General features: G+C 44.9%; 14 protein-coding genes. 13 read left to right on the top strand and 1 reads right to left on the bottom strand.

Annotated features, from left to right (window positions below; genetic code table 11):
* The first annotated feature begins 162 nt into the window (after window positions 1-162).
* Genes yycF through MHI32_RS30275 form a run of 5 tightly spaced genes read left to right on the top strand, consistent with a single transcriptional unit; the run spans window position 163 to window position 5,612 of the window.
* Window positions 163-894, top strand: a complete 732-nt coding sequence (yycF, locus tag MHI32_RS30295) for a response regulator YycF (RefSeq protein ID WP_076124308.1) — start codon at window positions 163-165, stop codon at window positions 892-894.
* Complete coding sequence (gene walK, locus MHI32_RS30290; RefSeq protein ID WP_340011678.1) at window positions 894-2,723, top strand: cell wall metabolism sensor histidine kinase WalK; 1,830 nt, start codon at window positions 894-896, stop codon at window positions 2,721-2,723. The genes yycF and walK overlap by 1 nt, the downstream gene beginning before the upstream one ends.
* Entirely contained in the window at window positions 2,720-4,012 is a 1,293-nt protein-coding gene (yycH, locus tag MHI32_RS30285; RefSeq protein ID WP_076124306.1) for a two-component system activity regulator YycH, read from the top strand. The genes walK and yycH overlap by 4 nt, the downstream gene beginning before the upstream one ends.
* A 38-nt stretch (window positions 4,013-4,050) precedes the next feature.
* Window positions 4,051-4,791, top strand: a complete 741-nt coding sequence (yycI, locus tag MHI32_RS30280; RefSeq protein ID WP_036677823.1) for a two-component system regulatory protein YycI — start codon at window positions 4,051-4,053, stop codon at window positions 4,789-4,791.
* A 14-nt stretch (window positions 4,792-4,805) separates the two neighbouring features.
* Window positions 4,806-5,612, top strand: a complete 807-nt coding sequence (locus MHI32_RS30275; protein WP_036677825.1) for an MBL fold metallo-hydrolase — start codon at window positions 4,806-4,808, stop codon at window positions 5,610-5,612.
* Here the strand turns inward: MHI32_RS30275 and MHI32_RS30270 are convergent.
* Window positions 5,581-5,787, bottom strand: a complete 207-nt coding sequence (locus tag MHI32_RS30270) for a hypothetical protein (RefSeq protein WP_036677826.1) — start codon at window positions 5,785-5,787, stop codon at window positions 5,581-5,583. The genes MHI32_RS30275 and MHI32_RS30270 overlap by 32 nt on opposite strands.
* Window positions 5,788-6,175: 388 nt before the next feature.
* Between MHI32_RS30270 and MHI32_RS30265 the strand changes: the two genes are divergently transcribed.
* The 8 genes from MHI32_RS30265 to MHI32_RS30230 all read left to right on the top strand — a co-directional run bounded on the left by MHI32_RS30265 (window position 6,176) and on the right by MHI32_RS30230 (window position 14,905).
* The gene (locus tag MHI32_RS30265) at window positions 6,176-7,423 is read left to right on the top strand and encodes a trypsin-like peptidase domain-containing protein (protein WP_076124305.1); all 1,248 of its coding nucleotides are present in this window, start codon (window positions 6,176-6,178) and stop codon (window positions 7,421-7,423) included.
* A 419-nt stretch (window positions 7,424-7,842) separates the two neighbouring features.
* The gene (locus MHI32_RS30260; protein WP_019914582.1) at window positions 7,843-8,043 is read left to right on the top strand and encodes a cold-shock protein; all 201 of its coding nucleotides are present in this window, start codon (window positions 7,843-7,845) and stop codon (window positions 8,041-8,043) included.
* A gap of 92 nt (window positions 8,044-8,135) precedes the next feature.
* Window positions 8,136-8,363, top strand: a complete 228-nt coding sequence (locus MHI32_RS30255) for a cold-shock protein (protein WP_036677829.1) — start codon at window positions 8,136-8,138, stop codon at window positions 8,361-8,363.
* 222 nt (window positions 8,364-8,585) lie between these two features.
* Window positions 8,586-9,989: a cytochrome ubiquinol oxidase subunit I gene (locus MHI32_RS30250; RefSeq protein ID WP_076105177.1), complete on the top strand. Its 1,404-nt coding sequence runs from the start codon at window positions 8,586-8,588 to the stop codon at window positions 9,987-9,989.
* Window positions 9,976-10,992, top strand: a complete 1,017-nt coding sequence (gene cydB, locus MHI32_RS30245) for a cytochrome d ubiquinol oxidase subunit II (RefSeq protein WP_340011675.1) — start codon at window positions 9,976-9,978, stop codon at window positions 10,990-10,992. Before MHI32_RS30250 ends, cydB begins: the two co-directional genes overlap by 14 nt.
* Entirely contained in the window at window positions 10,992-12,758 is a 1,767-nt protein-coding gene (cydD, locus tag MHI32_RS30240) for a thiol reductant ABC exporter subunit CydD (RefSeq protein ID WP_340011674.1), read from the top strand. Before cydB ends, cydD begins: the two co-directional genes overlap by 1 nt.
* Window positions 12,755-14,506 carry a thiol reductant ABC exporter subunit CydC gene (gene cydC, locus MHI32_RS30235; protein WP_340011672.1) on the top strand — a complete coding sequence of 584 codons (1,752 nt, stop codon included), beginning with the start codon at window positions 12,755-12,757 and terminating at the stop codon, window positions 14,504-14,506. The genes cydD and cydC overlap by 4 nt, the downstream gene beginning before the upstream one ends.
* A gap of 231 nt (window positions 14,507-14,737) precedes the next feature.
* A complete protein-coding gene (locus tag MHI32_RS30230) occupies window positions 14,738-14,905 on the top strand; it encodes a CxxH/CxxC protein (RefSeq protein WP_063829780.1) in 168 nt (55 codons plus the stop codon).
* Window positions 14,906-14,990: the final 85 nt, after the last annotated feature.

Here is a 14,990-nt window from a genome sequence, read left to right as displayed (position 1 = left end):
TTAATCGGGCGGTTTTTATTTTTTTTAATCTACGAGTGACGGCAAAGCCGTTTCTTTTTGCTGGGCAGGGGGATTGCTTATTTCGTAGGATGTGACGGTTAGACAGGTATGTTAAAATAAAGGAATGATCATTAAGTAAGGATAGGAAGGTGAAGCTGGGACATGCAGATGGGAACGATTCTGGTAGTAGATGATGAACAGCCTATTGCTGATATATTGAAATTTAATTTAGAAAAAGAAGGCTACGAGGTTATTTGTGCTTTTGATGGCAACAGTGCAGTGGAGCTGGCATTGTCCAAAAGGCCCGATCTTATGCTGCTTGATCTTATGCTGCCCGGCAAAGATGGCATGGACGTCTGCCGCGAGGTGCGTTCTGCGCACTTGGACATTCCTATCATTATGCTTACAGCCAAGGACGGAGAGATTGATAAGGTACTTGGCCTGGAGCTTGGTGCTGATGACTATGTGACCAAACCTTTTAGTACACGTGAATTGCTGGCCAGAGTTAAAGCCCAGATGCGGAGACAGCATAAACCGTCACCACAGGGGATGGCGAGTGAACCTGCAGAGAATAAGCAGGGCATTTATCATTTTGATCTGTTTATAGATACAGACATGTATATGGTCTATAAGGGCGGGGAGCCGCTTGACTTGACCCATCGTGAATATGAGCTGCTCTACTATATGATCAAACATGCCGGTAAGGTGATGACTCGGGAGCATTTGCTGCAGGCAGTGTGGGGATTTGAGTATTTCGGTGATGTGCGGACCGTTGACGTGACGATCCGTCGTCTAAGAGAGAAAATTGAGGAGAACCCCAGCAAGCCCGAATATATTTATACTCGGCGTGGACTTGGCTATTTGATGCATAGCCCTAAAAATGGAGGACTGTGATGAAGTGGCGGTCCTTTATCCGGACAATTCAGGCAAAACTTATTATTATTTACGTATTGCTGATTCTGATAGCTATGCAGTTGATCGGGGTTTATTTTGTCAGCTCGATGAAGAACTCGTTAACAGATAATTTCACTAAGGACCTTAAAGCACGTGCTGAGATGTTGTCTATCCTGACTGCTGATAAATTTGGTAGTGAGGCTGGAACGGCAGATGAGGAAACGGCTGTGGAAAGTCTGCGCGGGATGGTCAATAATCTGTACATTAACGGGGCTGAGATTCAGGTACTGGATGCCAGCGGCAAAATCATCACCACTTCCGTTCCCTCGCAGAATGACTATGTCGGGCAGCGTAACACCCAGACAGTTGTGAATCGGGCCTTGCAGGGCATCAGTGATAACGAGGAATATATTATTGCGGATGATAATGTGCGGAAAAAGGTTGTGGCTAAGCCTGTGCTCTCGGGGGACAAGGTAGTGGGCGCAATCTATATTGCTGCTGACATGAAGGATCTATACGCCACGATGGGCCGGATCAATAGTGTATTTATCTCAGGTTTGCTGTTAGCTCTAGCGTTAACGGTTGTTTTATGCGTCATTCTGGCGCACACTATCACGCAGCCTATTAAGGAAATGACGAGGCATGCTACGGCGGTCGCTGAAGGCCGATTCAATCGTAAAATGCCCGTATTGGGCAATGATGAAATTGGACAACTCAGTCAGGCGTTCAATTATATGACCGGTAGATTGCGTGAGGCACTCTCGCAGAATGAAGAAGAGAAGGAGAAGCTGACCTCTATTCTGACGAACATGAGTGATGGTGTTGTGGCTACAGATGAGAACGGAGCAGTGATTCTGATGAATCGGCGGGCAGCATTGATGCTCGGAAATGAAGGTCCGTTGCCGGAAGGTGCTCCTCTAGATAAACTGTTGGGCTTAGATTACGAACAAAGCGGATCTCTGGCTAAAGGTAATGCCCAATCTGCAATGCTTCATCTGACCCATATGGGTGGAGAAGATTCTAATATCGTAAGAGTGACGTTTACTCCGATTCATCGTCGAGAGGGTGGCATTGCCGGCACAATTGCTGTGTTGCAGGATGTCACCGAACAGGAGAATCTGGAGGAATCACGCCGGGAGTTCGTGGCGAACGTTTCGCATGAGCTAAGAACACCACTTACCACTATTAAAAGCTATGTTGAAGCACTGGATGATGGAGCACTTGAAGATCCGCAGCTGGCGGTTCGGTTTGTTGGGGTGATTCGCAACGAAACGGAACGGATGATTCGTCTGGTTACGGATTTACTGCATCTTTCCCGTCTGGATTCCAAGGAAGCTCTTCTTCGAATTCAGCAGACAGATATTACCGAGATGCTGGAGGATGTTGCGGATCGTTTTTCTTTTCAAATTCGGCAAAAGCGTATCGATATCAGTACAAGGGTCCGCAAAGATGTTACTACGGCGTGGCTTGATCGTGATCAAATCGACCAGGTCTTGGGGAATTTGGTCTCCAATGCGCTAAAATATACGCCAGAAGGCGGTACAATTGAATTGGAAGCGTTGAAGAATGAGGATGGAATGCTCTCCATTTCTGTACGTGATTCGGGGATAGGGATTCCGAAAAAAGATATCGAGCGGATCTTCGAACGATTTTATCGCGTGGATAAGGCACGTTCGCGGAACATGGGAGGCACTGGACTTGGCCTTTCCATTGCCCGGGAAATTGTGAAGGCACATGGAGGCTCCATTTCCCTGCAATCCGAGCTAAATGAAGGTTCAAAGGTAACCTTTACCCTGCCTTTGAACGAGCAAAGGGGGAGTGAGGCGTGAAGGAACGAATCAAATCATGCATTCTAGCCTTGCTCGTGCTCGGAAGCCTGGTTGAAAGCTATTATTTGATCTACCGCTTGCCTGGTGCTGATTCTGCGGTGCTTTCTGAGAACCTGTATGTGAAGACAGATAATATGGGTCCGGAAGAGAAGGTAGAGAACCTGTTATACCCTGACAAAATGATCATCCATATGGGGGAAGGCAAGCATACGCTTTTTTATCCGGACTCTACGTTCTATAGCTTGATCATGAATCGCTTAAAAGGTCGTGGCTTCGAAAGCTTTCAGCGGCACTCGGTACAGGATTATGATTGGGATAAGATCCGCAATGAGAATCCTGGGATTGAGCTTTCGTTCGGAGCGGGCATTCCGGTAACGTTATTGCAGCGGGTGATGCAGTTATCGCCAGATTCCCTTTTTGAAGGAGAAAGCATCGATCGCATTTGGATCTATAACATTAAGAACGATTCCAAGGCCCATGCTATTTTCTTCAGTACGAGAGGCGACATCATATACGAAGCGGCAAAAGCGGATTTAACGGTTCAGGATGTGCAGCAGCATGTCGATTTTGGTAAGAATTGGACGCCTTACAAGACCGTAAGCGGGGATTATTATGTGCCAGACAGTAAGATTTCTCTGGTTCAGGTAGACATGCCTTCCGGGATGTACACCATAGAGCAAATGCAGAGTAATCTTTTCTTCGATGTTGGAAGTACTAGATATATCCGGGAGAAAAACGGCTCGGAGATTTATACGGACAGCAAACGAAGCCTTCAGGTGGACCAGGGTAAGAACTGGATGAGCTATAGCGACCCTGCGGCGCTTCCAGCTGGAGAAAGTACCCCTGCCAAGGATGCTTTGGAAGCTGTAGAATTTGTGAACCAGCATGGCGGATGGAATGGGACTTACCGTTTGGAGGCTACAGAGGAAGGGAGACAGGAGAGAAAGGTCTCTTTTCAACAATATTATGGCTCCTATCCGTACGGCTCCTATCCGATAATGAGCCATTCATCATTACAGTATGGTGTAATAAATCTGGAACTGCAGCAGGGAACAGTATCCTCTTATGAACGTTCTCTAATCTATATAGATGAAAGTAAGGCCGTAAAAAAGGTAGTGGAGCTATCTGGAGGTGCGGATCTGGAGTATAGGTTGTCTCTGGTCAGTAAAACTTCGGCAGTGAAGGATTTAACGCCTGCTTATGTGCCTGAGGTGAAGGAAGATCATCTGGAGCTGATACCTGTCTGGAAAGTTACACTTAGTGATGGCAGCGTGCTTACTTTGAATTAATGGGCAAGTGGTTCATATAACATTTAGGAGGTTCGGGTATGGATTGGGGAAGAGCTAAAAATGTACTGATTTGCGCCTTTTTAGGTCTGAATCTGCTGCTATGTTACCAGCTGTGGGTCGATTTGCGCGATCAGGTTAGTGCTAATCTTGATTTTACTTCCCTGTCTGCTGAGACCCAAGCCGTAATGGAGCAGAAAGGGATTCGTGTATTGTGTCCCATTCCGGCCTCTACCCCGCAGCTTCCTAACATTACTTATCGTTATTCTGCTGAAGAGCAGACTGAACCACCAATTAAATTAGATGTACCTATAGACAGCAAGCTGATCTATTCTTCCTTCTCAGAGCTTAGCAAGGCACTTGAGGATAAGATTCCTGACATTTCCAATTATCGCTTTGATTCACAGGAAAGTGAGGTTGGAAAGTTTGTTCTTCATCCGCTGGTTCAAAATCAGTGGTCGTTGTTCCGTGTTAGGCTAGAGTTGATTAACAGTGATCAAAAAATCGTAGCTTACCGCTGGCCGAAGATTGAAATAGGGACAAGCAGCAGCGATAAAGAACAGAAGGTGCTTCCAGCATCGCAAGCACTTAGTAGTTTGATAGAGAAGTATTTCCCGGCAGATTCCGTAGTGAAGGAGATTGAGCTGGGGTATTACGGTGAGCTGTTCAACTCGGAAAGTCAGGTAGCTTCGCCGATGTGGCGGTTTATGCTGGAGAACGGCAATGCCTATTATGTGGATGCTATTAGTGCGGACATCATCAGTCCTAAGACAACAGAGTAGAAGGAGTAAGGAAAATGGGGATTTCATTTACAGTACTGTCCAGTGGGTCTACCGGCAATGTAACGGTGGTACGAAACGGGGAGACAACACTTATGATTGACGCAGGTTTTAGTGCCAAGCGGATCGATGAGCTGTTGGCCATGCGTGAACTAACGGGTAATGATATAGACGGGATTCTAGTTACACACGAACATTCCGATCATATCAAGGGACTCGGGGCCATGGCCCGTAAATACGATCTTCCGATTTATGCGAACACCAATACCTGGGGAGCTATCGAGAAGGGAATTGGTAAAATACCGGAGTATAACCGTATGATCATGGAGTCTGGCCAGCACAAGGATTTCGGCAGTATGCGAGTAGAATCCTTTGCGATTTCTCATGATGCGGCGGAGCCAGTGGGTTACAATTTTTATGATGGAAAAGAGAAGTTATGTGTAGCTACAGACCTGGGCTATGTTAGTGATAAGGTAAGAGATGCAATTTCAGATGCAGATGTATTGGTGCTGGAGGCAAATCATGATATCGAATTGCTGAGAATGGGACGTTATCCGTGGAATACGAAACGGCGCATCCTAGGCGACATGGGTCACCTTTCCAATGAGGCAGCTGGAGCTGCGCTTAGCGAAATTCTTACAGGGCGGACCAAACGGACCTATTTGGCGCATTTAAGCCGGGATCACAATATGATGGATTTGGCAAAAATGTCGGTACGCGGCGCAATGGAGGATCGGGGCTGTTTTTTCAAAGATAGTGAGTTCAGACTGTGTGATACGTATTATGATCAACCTACGCCATGGGATAAGCTGAGCCAGTCATAAGCTGATCAAGTTCAGCGGTCTTGCGATCTAATTCTTGGCGGGAGATTAGGCCTTTTTCAATCATCAATTCGATCATTGCGCTAAAGGCAAGGGTCATGTGGTAGTGTTCATCCTTTAAGTCACCAAGCTTACCGATAAACTCGACTAAATCCATACTTGTTGAAAAAGAACTCATAATTAATCCTCCTTTAATAGTGTGAATATATAGTGTAATTAGAACTGAAAACTGTAAAAAATTCGCAGGTGTTTTAGCTGAGGAAAATCCCGAATTGCAGGTTGCCTGTGATACAATTAAAAGCGTGATGAGCAAAGCTAAAATTTTAGGGACACTTCTATTTTATTGTAGTCTTTTAAGTTGCAAAATATTCCTAATAGAGAAGATATATTAAAAGATTATCATAATCTAACGATTGATCGAAACTCTTGTGGGGTTAATGGATAAAGTGAAACTTTTTAGTGATATTTGGAGTCTAATGGTTACAGAGGTTTGGTTCGGACGTGGTTGCTATAGGTTCAGGTCTTACCAACAGTGAACGCTTGGCAATAGAAGGGGGAGATTTTCGGTGGGATTGTTTGATGATGATTTCTATTCAACTAAAGTTTCGCGGTCCAGAGGGGATGAAGCATCAAAGGGATCGTTTGCTAATCGTAGACATTCTGTACGCAGATCGCGTAAGGGTTTATCTACTTGGCAAATATCCGCCGTTTGCTCCTTAGTCAGCGCTGTGGTGGCAGTTTTGTTATTCAGTATGTTTACAGGCCAGATGAGTCATGAGACTGCTCAGAAGCCGGTTGTAGCAACTGGAAATGTTGCCCCAAGCAGTAGTGATCCATTTGACCGGATTATTCAAGCTGCTGCCACGGTTCGCCCTGCAGTAGTAAGTATTATCAATCATAAAGAAGATAATGAAGAATTAAACATTCTGGATGAGTCTGCACTAGGCTCAGGAGTGATCTATAAAAAGACAGGGAATAAAGCATTTATCATTACCAATAATCATGTCATTGAAGACTCCGGTAATCTCGAAGTAGTTACAGTGAACGGAGAGACTCGTAAGGCAACACTCGTTGGAACGGATAAAGTAAGCGACATTGCGGTACTCTCTATTGATGCCAAAGGAATCGATACCATCGCGCAGCTCGGTGATTCCTCTAAGCTTCGTCTAGGTGAAACGGTCATTGCTATCGGTAATCCGCTAGGACTTGGTGATACATTGACCTCGGGGATTGTTAGCTATACTGAACGGATGGTTCCCGTATCCCTTAATCAGGATGGAGTATATGACTGGGAACAAGAAGTGATACAGACCGATGCGGCGATTAATGAAGGAAACAGTGGCGGCGCATTAGTGGATCTGGATGGCAAGGTCATTGGAATTAACACAATGAAGATTTCAGATACGGGTGTAGAGGGTCTGGGTTTTGCAATTCCTGCGAATCATGTGATAGATATCGCTAATGAGCTGGCTGAAAAAGGACATATTGCCCGTTCGTACTTGGGTGTATATTCAGTTGATTTGAACAATCCGTACGTTCCACTAGCAGAAGATCAACGCAATGAATTGAACCTGCCGAACAGTGTTAAGGATGGAGTAGTTGTTCTAGAAGCCGTTGGCCCTGCGAAGGAAGCTGGACTGCAATTCAATGATGTCATTACCAAATTTAATGATCAATCAATCATATCTACCCTTTCTCTTCGCAAGTACTTATATAATCATACGAAGATCGGTGATGATCTGAAAATTACTTACTATCGAAACGGCGAGGCCAAACAGGCAACAGTTAAACTTCTTGAAAAACCACAGGAATAATATGCTGGAAGTCGGTATATAATGATATAGCAGTTACGACAAGTAGAGCGGACTACCCCTTCGATTCCGAGGGGGTACCTTCTTGAAAAAGCGGATAAAAGTAACGTTTTTGGAAAAGCTATTTTTCTAAAACCATGATAATTATGCCAGAAAAAGGATCTATTTAGGGAATAAACACTAAGTGGCAGCCCTTACATTGGAAGGTAATACTTATTAGGGCAAAAAGGGATATATTCGGATGCTTGCTTGCCTTTGCTAATCAGGTGTGGTAATATGATATCAATCATACATTTAGTCCCTAATTCTCGCATTGAAAAGGGCTGTCATATTTGGTAATACAACCTTTTTCAATGTGTGAATTTTTTCTTTGTTTGAAGATAAAAAGAACATATTAATTTAAATTTGTGGAGGTAACACACATGCAAACAGGTACAGTTAAATGGTTCAACGCAGAAAAAGGATTCGGATTTATCGAAGTTGAAGGCGGAAGCGACGTATTCGTTCACTTCAGCGCAATCACTGGCGACGGCTTCAAAACTTTGGACGAAGGCCAACGCGTTGAATTCAACGTTGTTCAAGGCAACCGTGGACCACAAGCCGAAAACGTTGTAAAACTGTAATAATAGAAGAAACCGTCCCAGCTTGTGAAAGTTGGGACGGTCTTTTTATATCTAGTTACTCACTATTGACTTACAGGATGGGAGGAACGGCAATGAACTACCGGAAGAAACCTTTGGAAGAAATACCGGAAGAAAATACCGCAATTTGGGCATGTACCAATGAGGGATGCAACGGATGGATGAGGGATAATTTCGCATTTGAACATGCGCCTTCTTGCCGTCTATGTGACTCTCCAATGGTTCGCAGCACGAAGATGCTACCCCAATTGCTTAATTCGAATGGCGATCTCAAATCGCTGAAGAAGGGTATTTCCATCTAACCAATACCTAAATGAGTCAAGCATTTAATAGAACGACGAACCACTCAAGACGGGTAAACCGTCTTATTTTTTTTGCTTTCTTTATGCTAAATTGTGATCTTTGTCACAAATCATTTGAATTTCACCGTTAAATGACTATCTTTATGTGACATTTATCACAAAAAGAAGTTTAAATTTTTGACAGAATATAATTAACGAAAAGGGGAGAAGGAAGGGACAAATATGGATACAGTAATGCTGTCGCGTATACAATTTGCGTCGACGACAATATTCCACTATTTCTTTGTACCGGTATCAATCGGACTAGCGCTCTTGATTGCAATCATGGAGACAATGTACGTTAGAAAAGGTAATGAAGAGTACAAAAAAATGGCGCAGTTCTGGGGAAAGCTATTCCTCATCAATTTTGCAGTAGGGGTAGTTACAGGGATATTGCAGGAATTTCAGTTCGGGATGAACTGGTCCGATTATTCACGTTTTGTTGGTGATGTATTCGGGGCTCCACTTGCAGTTGAGGCATTGGCAGCCTTTTTTCTGGAGTCTACTTTTATTGGGATATGGATATTCGGTTGGGATAAAGTGTCCAAGCGAGTACATTTACTGTCCATCTGGCTGGTAGCATTCGGTACGATGTTATCTGCATTCTGGATTCTAGCGGCTAACTCTTTTATGCAGCATCCTGTGGGTTTTGCGATAAATAATGGACGTGCAGAAATGAACGATTTCTTCGCGCTTATTACGAACGGACAATTGCTGGTTGAATTCCCACACACCGTACTGGCTGCTTATGCAACAGGTGCTTTTCTTGTAACAGGTATTAGTGCTTATAAAATATTGAAGAAACAAGAGGTTTCTTTCTTTAAGAAGTCTTTTCAGATTGCAGCCATCGTAGGGATTATTTCTTCTATTGGTGTAGCTGTTGCTGGTCACGCCCAAGCGCAATATTTGGTTGAAACTCAACCAATGAAAATGGCAGCTTCCGAAGGACTGTGGGGTAAGAGTGGTGACCCGGCACCTTGGACCGTATGGGCAAACATTGATCCAGAGAATCAAATCAGTACTGGAGAATTTCAAATTCCTTATATGCTGAGTTTCCTTTCATACAGTAAATTTTCCGGTGAAGTTAAAGGTATGCTTGAGCTGCAAGCGGAGTATGAGCAAACCTATGGCCCCGGTGACTATATTCCACCTGTACGTACGACATTCTGGAGTTTCCGGATCATGGTTCTAGCAGGAACGTTAATGATTGTATTGGGAATGTACGCTATGTACTTAATGTGGCGCAAAAAAATGGACCGTCCGAACACTTGGTTTATGCGGTTTATGTTATGGGGCTTGTTGCTTCCTCCGATTGCGAATACAGCCGGTTGGGTTATGACCGAATTCGGGCGTCAGCCATGGACGGTATTCGGACTAATGACAACGGAAGACAGTGTGTCGCCTAATATTACAAGTGGTCAAGTTCTGTTCTCCGTGATTTCTTTTACAACGATTTATTTAATTCTAGGATTAGTGTTGGTCGGATTGTTTATTAAAGTGATTAAAAAAGGTCCTTATGCAATGGATAACGATCACGGCGATTCGAATGATCCATATAACGAGGAGGGTTCCCATGATATCTCTTAATGAATTGTGGTTTGTGCTGATTGCAGTTCTGTTTATAGGGTTCTTCTTCCTGGAGGGTTTCGATTTCGGCGTAGGGATGGAAACACAAATTCTCGCTAAAAATGATACAGAGCGCCGTGTTCTGATTAACTCGATCGGACCCTTCTGGGATGGGAATGAGGTATGGCTTATCACAGCTGCGGGTGCAATGTTTGCGGCTTTCCCCGAGTGGTATGCAACGCTGTTTAGTGGATTCTATATTCCTTTTGTATTTGCCTTATTAGCTCTGATAGCGCGTGGTGTCGCTTTTGAATTCAGAGGTAAACGTGATTCATTGGCTTGGAAAAGAACTTGGGATGCCTGTATTTTTATCGGCAGCTTCCTTCCACCATTCCTCTTGGCTGTAGTGTTTGCAAGCTTTATCAAAGGGTTGCCTATTGATGGGGAGATGCAAATGTATGCAGGGTTCACAGATATCGTGAATGTGTACACTGTAGTAGCAGGGCTTACTGTTGTCCTTCTGTGCCTGGTGCATGGTCTCATGTTCACAACACTGCGTACAGTGGGTGATCTACAGGTTCGCGCTCGCAAGTTGGCTCAAAAATTGCTAATCCCACTCGCAGCTTTATTTACTGCTTTTGTGATTATGACTTATAATATGACGGATATTTTCGAGCAACGTGGAACGATTCTTATGATTATTGTAGCCCTGGGAGTTATCGCCTTTGTACTGTCCGGTTACTTCATGACGAAGAAGAAGGATGGCTACGCTTTTGGAATGACAGGAGCAGTTATGGCGCTTTCGGTAACTTCTATCTTTGTAGGATTGTTCCCGCGTGTTATGATTAGTTCAATTGATCAAGCTTTTAATTTGACGATCACTAATGCGGCTTCGGGCCATTACTCTTTGAAGGTAATGACGATTGTGGCACTGACCATCCTTCCGTTCGTATTGGGATATCAAATTTGGAGTTACTTTGTCTTTCATAAACGGGTTCACGAGAAGGAGCATCTTGAATACTAATGGATAAAAACTTGCTTGGGTATAAAGGAGTTAAGCCAGTCTTTCTGATTGTAGGCTTCCTTACCCTGGTGCAAAGCTTGTCCATACTTCTGCTGGCTAAATCGCTGGCAGAAGTCATCTCTGCGCTATTTGCGGGAGAACCTCTGAAGGAACAATGGGGCACTGCGCTATTGTTCCTTCTTGCATTTCTTGTGCGCCATGCTTGTGCTATGCTGATGAGCCGTGTCTCTTACCGCTTCGCGGAAGCAACGGGCAGCACTATGCGGAGGGAAATGATGGACAAGCTCTTCCAGCTAGGCCCTAGAATGGTGGGCGGGCGTGGAACCGGGGATCTTGTTACACTGGTGCTGGAAGGGGTAACTAAATTCCGCACGTATCTGGAAGCGATCATTCCTAGAATGGTAGGGATGTCTGTTACACCGATCTTGGTGCTTATATACGTCTTTACGATGGACACTACGAGCGGGATTATTCTTACGGTAACTATGCCGATTATTATTGTTTTTATGATTTTGATTGGGATGACGGCCCGTAAGCAAATGGATCGGCAATTGAAATCGTATCGCACATTATCTAATCATTTCCTAGACTCATTACGTGGGCTAGAAACATTAAAATTTCTAGGACGCAGTCGTAGTCATAGCGACAGCATTGCTGCTGTCAGCGATCGTTATCGCTCGGCGACCATGCGTACGCTGCGAGTGGCCTTTTTGTCATCGTTCGCCCTGGATTTCTTCACTATGCTGTCTGTAGCTTCTGTAGCGGTAAGTCTTGGTTTGCGGCTTGTAAATGAACAAATGACATTGGTTACGGGCTTAACGATTCTAATCTTGGCTCCGGAATATTTCCTGCCTGTCAGATTGGTAGGTTCAGATTTCCATGCTACTTTGGATGGGAAAGAAGCCGCTGAAGCAATGAAGAGCATTATAGATCAAGATGAGGTGAAGGCTGAAGTAATCGTCCCTAACGGTGATCTATCTGTCGGTTCTGCAGCAAAAACATCGGAACAAATATTCACTTGGCATGAGAATAGCGTGCTCACATTAAATGACGTTAGCCTGAAGTATGAGGAAGCAGGGCTTTCTTCGCTGGAAGCGCTGAACCTGCAATTTAAAGGAGCTAGCAAAATTGGGATTATCGGAGAGAGCGGGGCCGGTAAATCTACTTTAGTGGATATATTAGGGGGCTTCTTACACCCTACTTCAGGAAGTATCACGGTTAACGGTACTACGGTTAGTGCATTAACGGATGAGGCTTGGCGAAAACAGACCTCGTATATCCCGCAGCATCCGTATATTTTTAGCGGTACGTTAGCTGATAATATACGTTTTTATTACCCTGAGGCTTCTATGGAGGCTGTTGCCGCGGCAGTGAAAGCTACTGGTTTATCGGGTTTGGTGGATACTCTTCCGCATGGCTTAGATGAGATGATTGGTAGCGGCGGCCGTTCGTTCAGCGGTGGTCAGGAGCAACGGGTGGCATTAGCACGGGCACTGCTTAGCAGCCGTCCGATTATGCTTCTAGACGAGCCAACGGCGCATCTGGATATTGAAACGGAATATGAGCTGAAGGAGACGATGGTGCCGCTTTTTGAAGGAAAGCTGGTCTTTCTGGCTACCCATCGCCTGCACTGGATGCTCGATATGGACATTATTGTAGTAATGAAGCAAGGCCAAGTGGCAGAAATCGGTACCCATCAGGAGTTACTTGCCCGCAAGGGTGCGTATTATGAGTTGATTGGGTCGCAATTGGAGGGAATCCATTGAAACGTGAAGGATGGTTTGCTCCCTATGTATCGTCGTATTTTTGGCGTTTTGTGCTAATTATTGTGCTTGGGGCGTTGACGATTTTTACTGCCTCTTCATTGATGTATACTTCAGGATTTCTGATCTCAAAAGCGTCTACACCGGTCGAAAATATCCTGATGATCTACGTGCCGATTGTTGGTGTACGTACGTTCGGAACAAGCCGGGCAGTCATTCACTACGTGGAACGGCTGATTGGGCATGACACCATTTTACGGATTCTTTCTAAAATGCGTGTGCGCCTGTACAATATTTTGGAGCCACAGGCCTTGTTCCTGTCGTCGCGTTTCCGTACTGGGGATATTCTCGGGATGTTAGCTGATGACATCGAATATTTACAAAATGTATATCTGAGAACCGTATTTCCAAGTGTTATTGCTTTATTGATCTACGGGGTTGCAGTGATTGCGATGGGCACCTTTGATATCAGTTTTGCGTTATTAATGGCTTTGTATATTTTGGTGTTGGTCGTGGTATTGCCGCTTATATCTTTGTTGTTCACCCAGAAACGTCAACGTGAAGTGAAGGTAGAGCGTAATCGCCTCTATCAAAAGCTGACGGACGCCGTTCTTGGTATGGGCGATTGGGTCATTAGTGGACGGCAAAGTCAGTTCGTGGAGACCTATGAAGCAGATGAGAAAAAAGTGGCCAAAACTGATGCAGCGCTGCGCAGCTGGGCGCGTCTACGTGCGTTCATCGGGCAAGCAGTCGTTGGGGTTGGTGTACTTTCGATGTTATATTGGGCCGCCGGGGAGTATGCGGATGGTGCTATTGCAGGTACGTTGATTGCGGCGTTTGTCTTGGTTGTTTTTCCTGTAGCAGATGCTTTTTTGCCAGTATCCGAAGCGGTGGAGAAAATCCCGCAGTACCGTAACTCGCTGGAGCGGTTGTCTGGAGTGGTCGGAGAAGAGCAGAATATAGTTTCCGAACAGGCATCTGTAGTCGATGTTCTACCTCAGGCCATAAAAAGTGCTCATATCAAGCTCGAAAATGTGGGTTACCGCTATGGATCAGAGGATAACTGGTCGGTTCGTGATCTCAGCCTCGACATCCCACAAGGTAAAAAAATTGCCATCATTGGCCGTAGCGGGGCAGGGAAATCGACGTTGTTAAAGGCTATTCAAGGGGTTATCCAACCTTCTGCAGGTTCGGCTATGATTAATGGAATCGCGGCTGCTGCCTATGGCGATAATATTCCTTCTATTATAGCGGTGCTAAATCAAAGCCCACACTTATTTGATACTACGGTAGCGAACAATATTCGCATGGGTGATCCGAAGGCTTCCGAACAAGCGATTAAAGAAGCTGGCGCATTAGCCAAAATGGATACGCTGATCTCCTCGTTACCAGATGGATACAATACCTTTGTCCGTGAAGCAGGGCAACGTTTCTCCGGTGGAGAGCGTCAGCGGATAGCGTTAGCTCGTATTTTGCTGCAAAATACACCTGTCGTCATTCTTGACGAACCGACCGTAGGGTTGGACCCAAGCACGGAGCGTGATCTTTTGCAGACGATGTTTGAAGCTATGGACGGTAAATCTCTGATCTGGGTAACGCATCATTTGGTTGGTGCGGAGCAGATGGATGAAGTGATTTTTATGGAAAATGGCTCGGTAGAAATGCGTGGAACCCATGCGGAGCTGATGGAAAAAGAACCACGTTACCGCAGATTGTATGAGCTGGATCGTCCAGTGGAGTTTCTAGGGTAGGATGGAGAATTTGCAGATAACATTTATAGAAATTAGAGAAAGATAAGTGAAGAGATTCCTTTTGCCCGTTTGGGGTGGGAGGAATCTTTTTTTTCGGTAGGGCAAGAATATAGACAATGGATGAACAGATTGCTGGAATGGATAGATAGGAGTTCCATTTTCGTGGGAAGTATGGTAGAACAATAGAAGGAGTATTAGGCCGCAGCGGCACAGAAAGGGATGCTTGGTTGAATGTATGTAGTATGTAAAGAACATGTAGAGTTAGCCATCGACAAATTTGTGGACGAGTATGAGGATGCACCTGATATTGTGGACTTGAAGGAGACCGAGTTCTCGGACTGGGACCCGCCGGCCAAATGTGCGGAATGTGAGAAGAATGCGGAATATTTAGTGGTCTAAAGGACTGTTAAAATTTATTAAAAACACCTTGCAGTCCCGGAAATGGGCCGCAGGGTGTTTTTTTGCATGAAATAATATATGTGTT

The organism is Paenibacillus sp. FSL H7-0690 (assembly GCF_037980415.1).
GTDB classification, from domain to species: domain Bacteria; phylum Bacillota; class Bacilli; order Paenibacillales; family Paenibacillaceae; genus Paenibacillus_AQ; species Paenibacillus_AQ odorifer.
Note: the sequence above shows the minus strand (reverse complement) of the source record. Positions and strands in the feature narration are given on the sequence as shown.

What these genes read in the sequence shown, in the direction of transcription:
- yycF (WP_076124308.1), top strand. Translation starts at nt 163, where the DNA reads ATGCAGATGGGAACGATTCTGGTAGTAGATGATGAACAGCCTATTGCT.
- walK (WP_340011678.1), top strand. Translation starts at nt 894, where the DNA reads ATGAAGTGGCGGTCCTTTATCCGGACAATTCAGGCAAAACTTATTATT.
- yycI (WP_036677823.1), top strand. Translation starts at nt 4,051, where the DNA reads ATGGATTGGGGAAGAGCTAAAAATGTACTGATTTGCGCCTTTTTAGGT.
- MHI32_RS30275 (WP_036677825.1), top strand. Translation starts at nt 4,806, where the DNA reads ATGGGGATTTCATTTACAGTACTGTCCAGTGGGTCTACCGGCAATGTA.
- MHI32_RS30270 (WP_036677826.1), bottom strand. Translation starts at nt 5,787, where the DNA reads ATGAGTTCTTTTTCAACAAGTATGGATTTAGTCGAGTTTATCGGTAAG.
- MHI32_RS30260 (WP_019914582.1), top strand. Translation starts at nt 7,843, where the DNA reads ATGCAAACAGGTACAGTTAAATGGTTCAACGCAGAAAAAGGATTCGGA.
- MHI32_RS30255 (WP_036677829.1), top strand. Translation starts at nt 8,136, where the DNA reads ATGAACTACCGGAAGAAACCTTTGGAAGAAATACCGGAAGAAAATACC.
- MHI32_RS30250 (WP_076105177.1), top strand. Translation starts at nt 8,586, where the DNA reads ATGGATACAGTAATGCTGTCGCGTATACAATTTGCGTCGACGACAATA.
- cydB (WP_340011675.1), top strand. Translation starts at nt 9,976, where the DNA reads ATGATATCTCTTAATGAATTGTGGTTTGTGCTGATTGCAGTTCTGTTT.
- cydD (WP_340011674.1), top strand. Translation starts at nt 10,992, where the DNA reads ATGGATAAAAACTTGCTTGGGTATAAAGGAGTTAAGCCAGTCTTTCTG.
- MHI32_RS30230 (WP_063829780.1), top strand. Translation starts at nt 14,738, where the DNA reads ATGTATGTAGTATGTAAAGAACATGTAGAGTTAGCCATCGACAAATTT.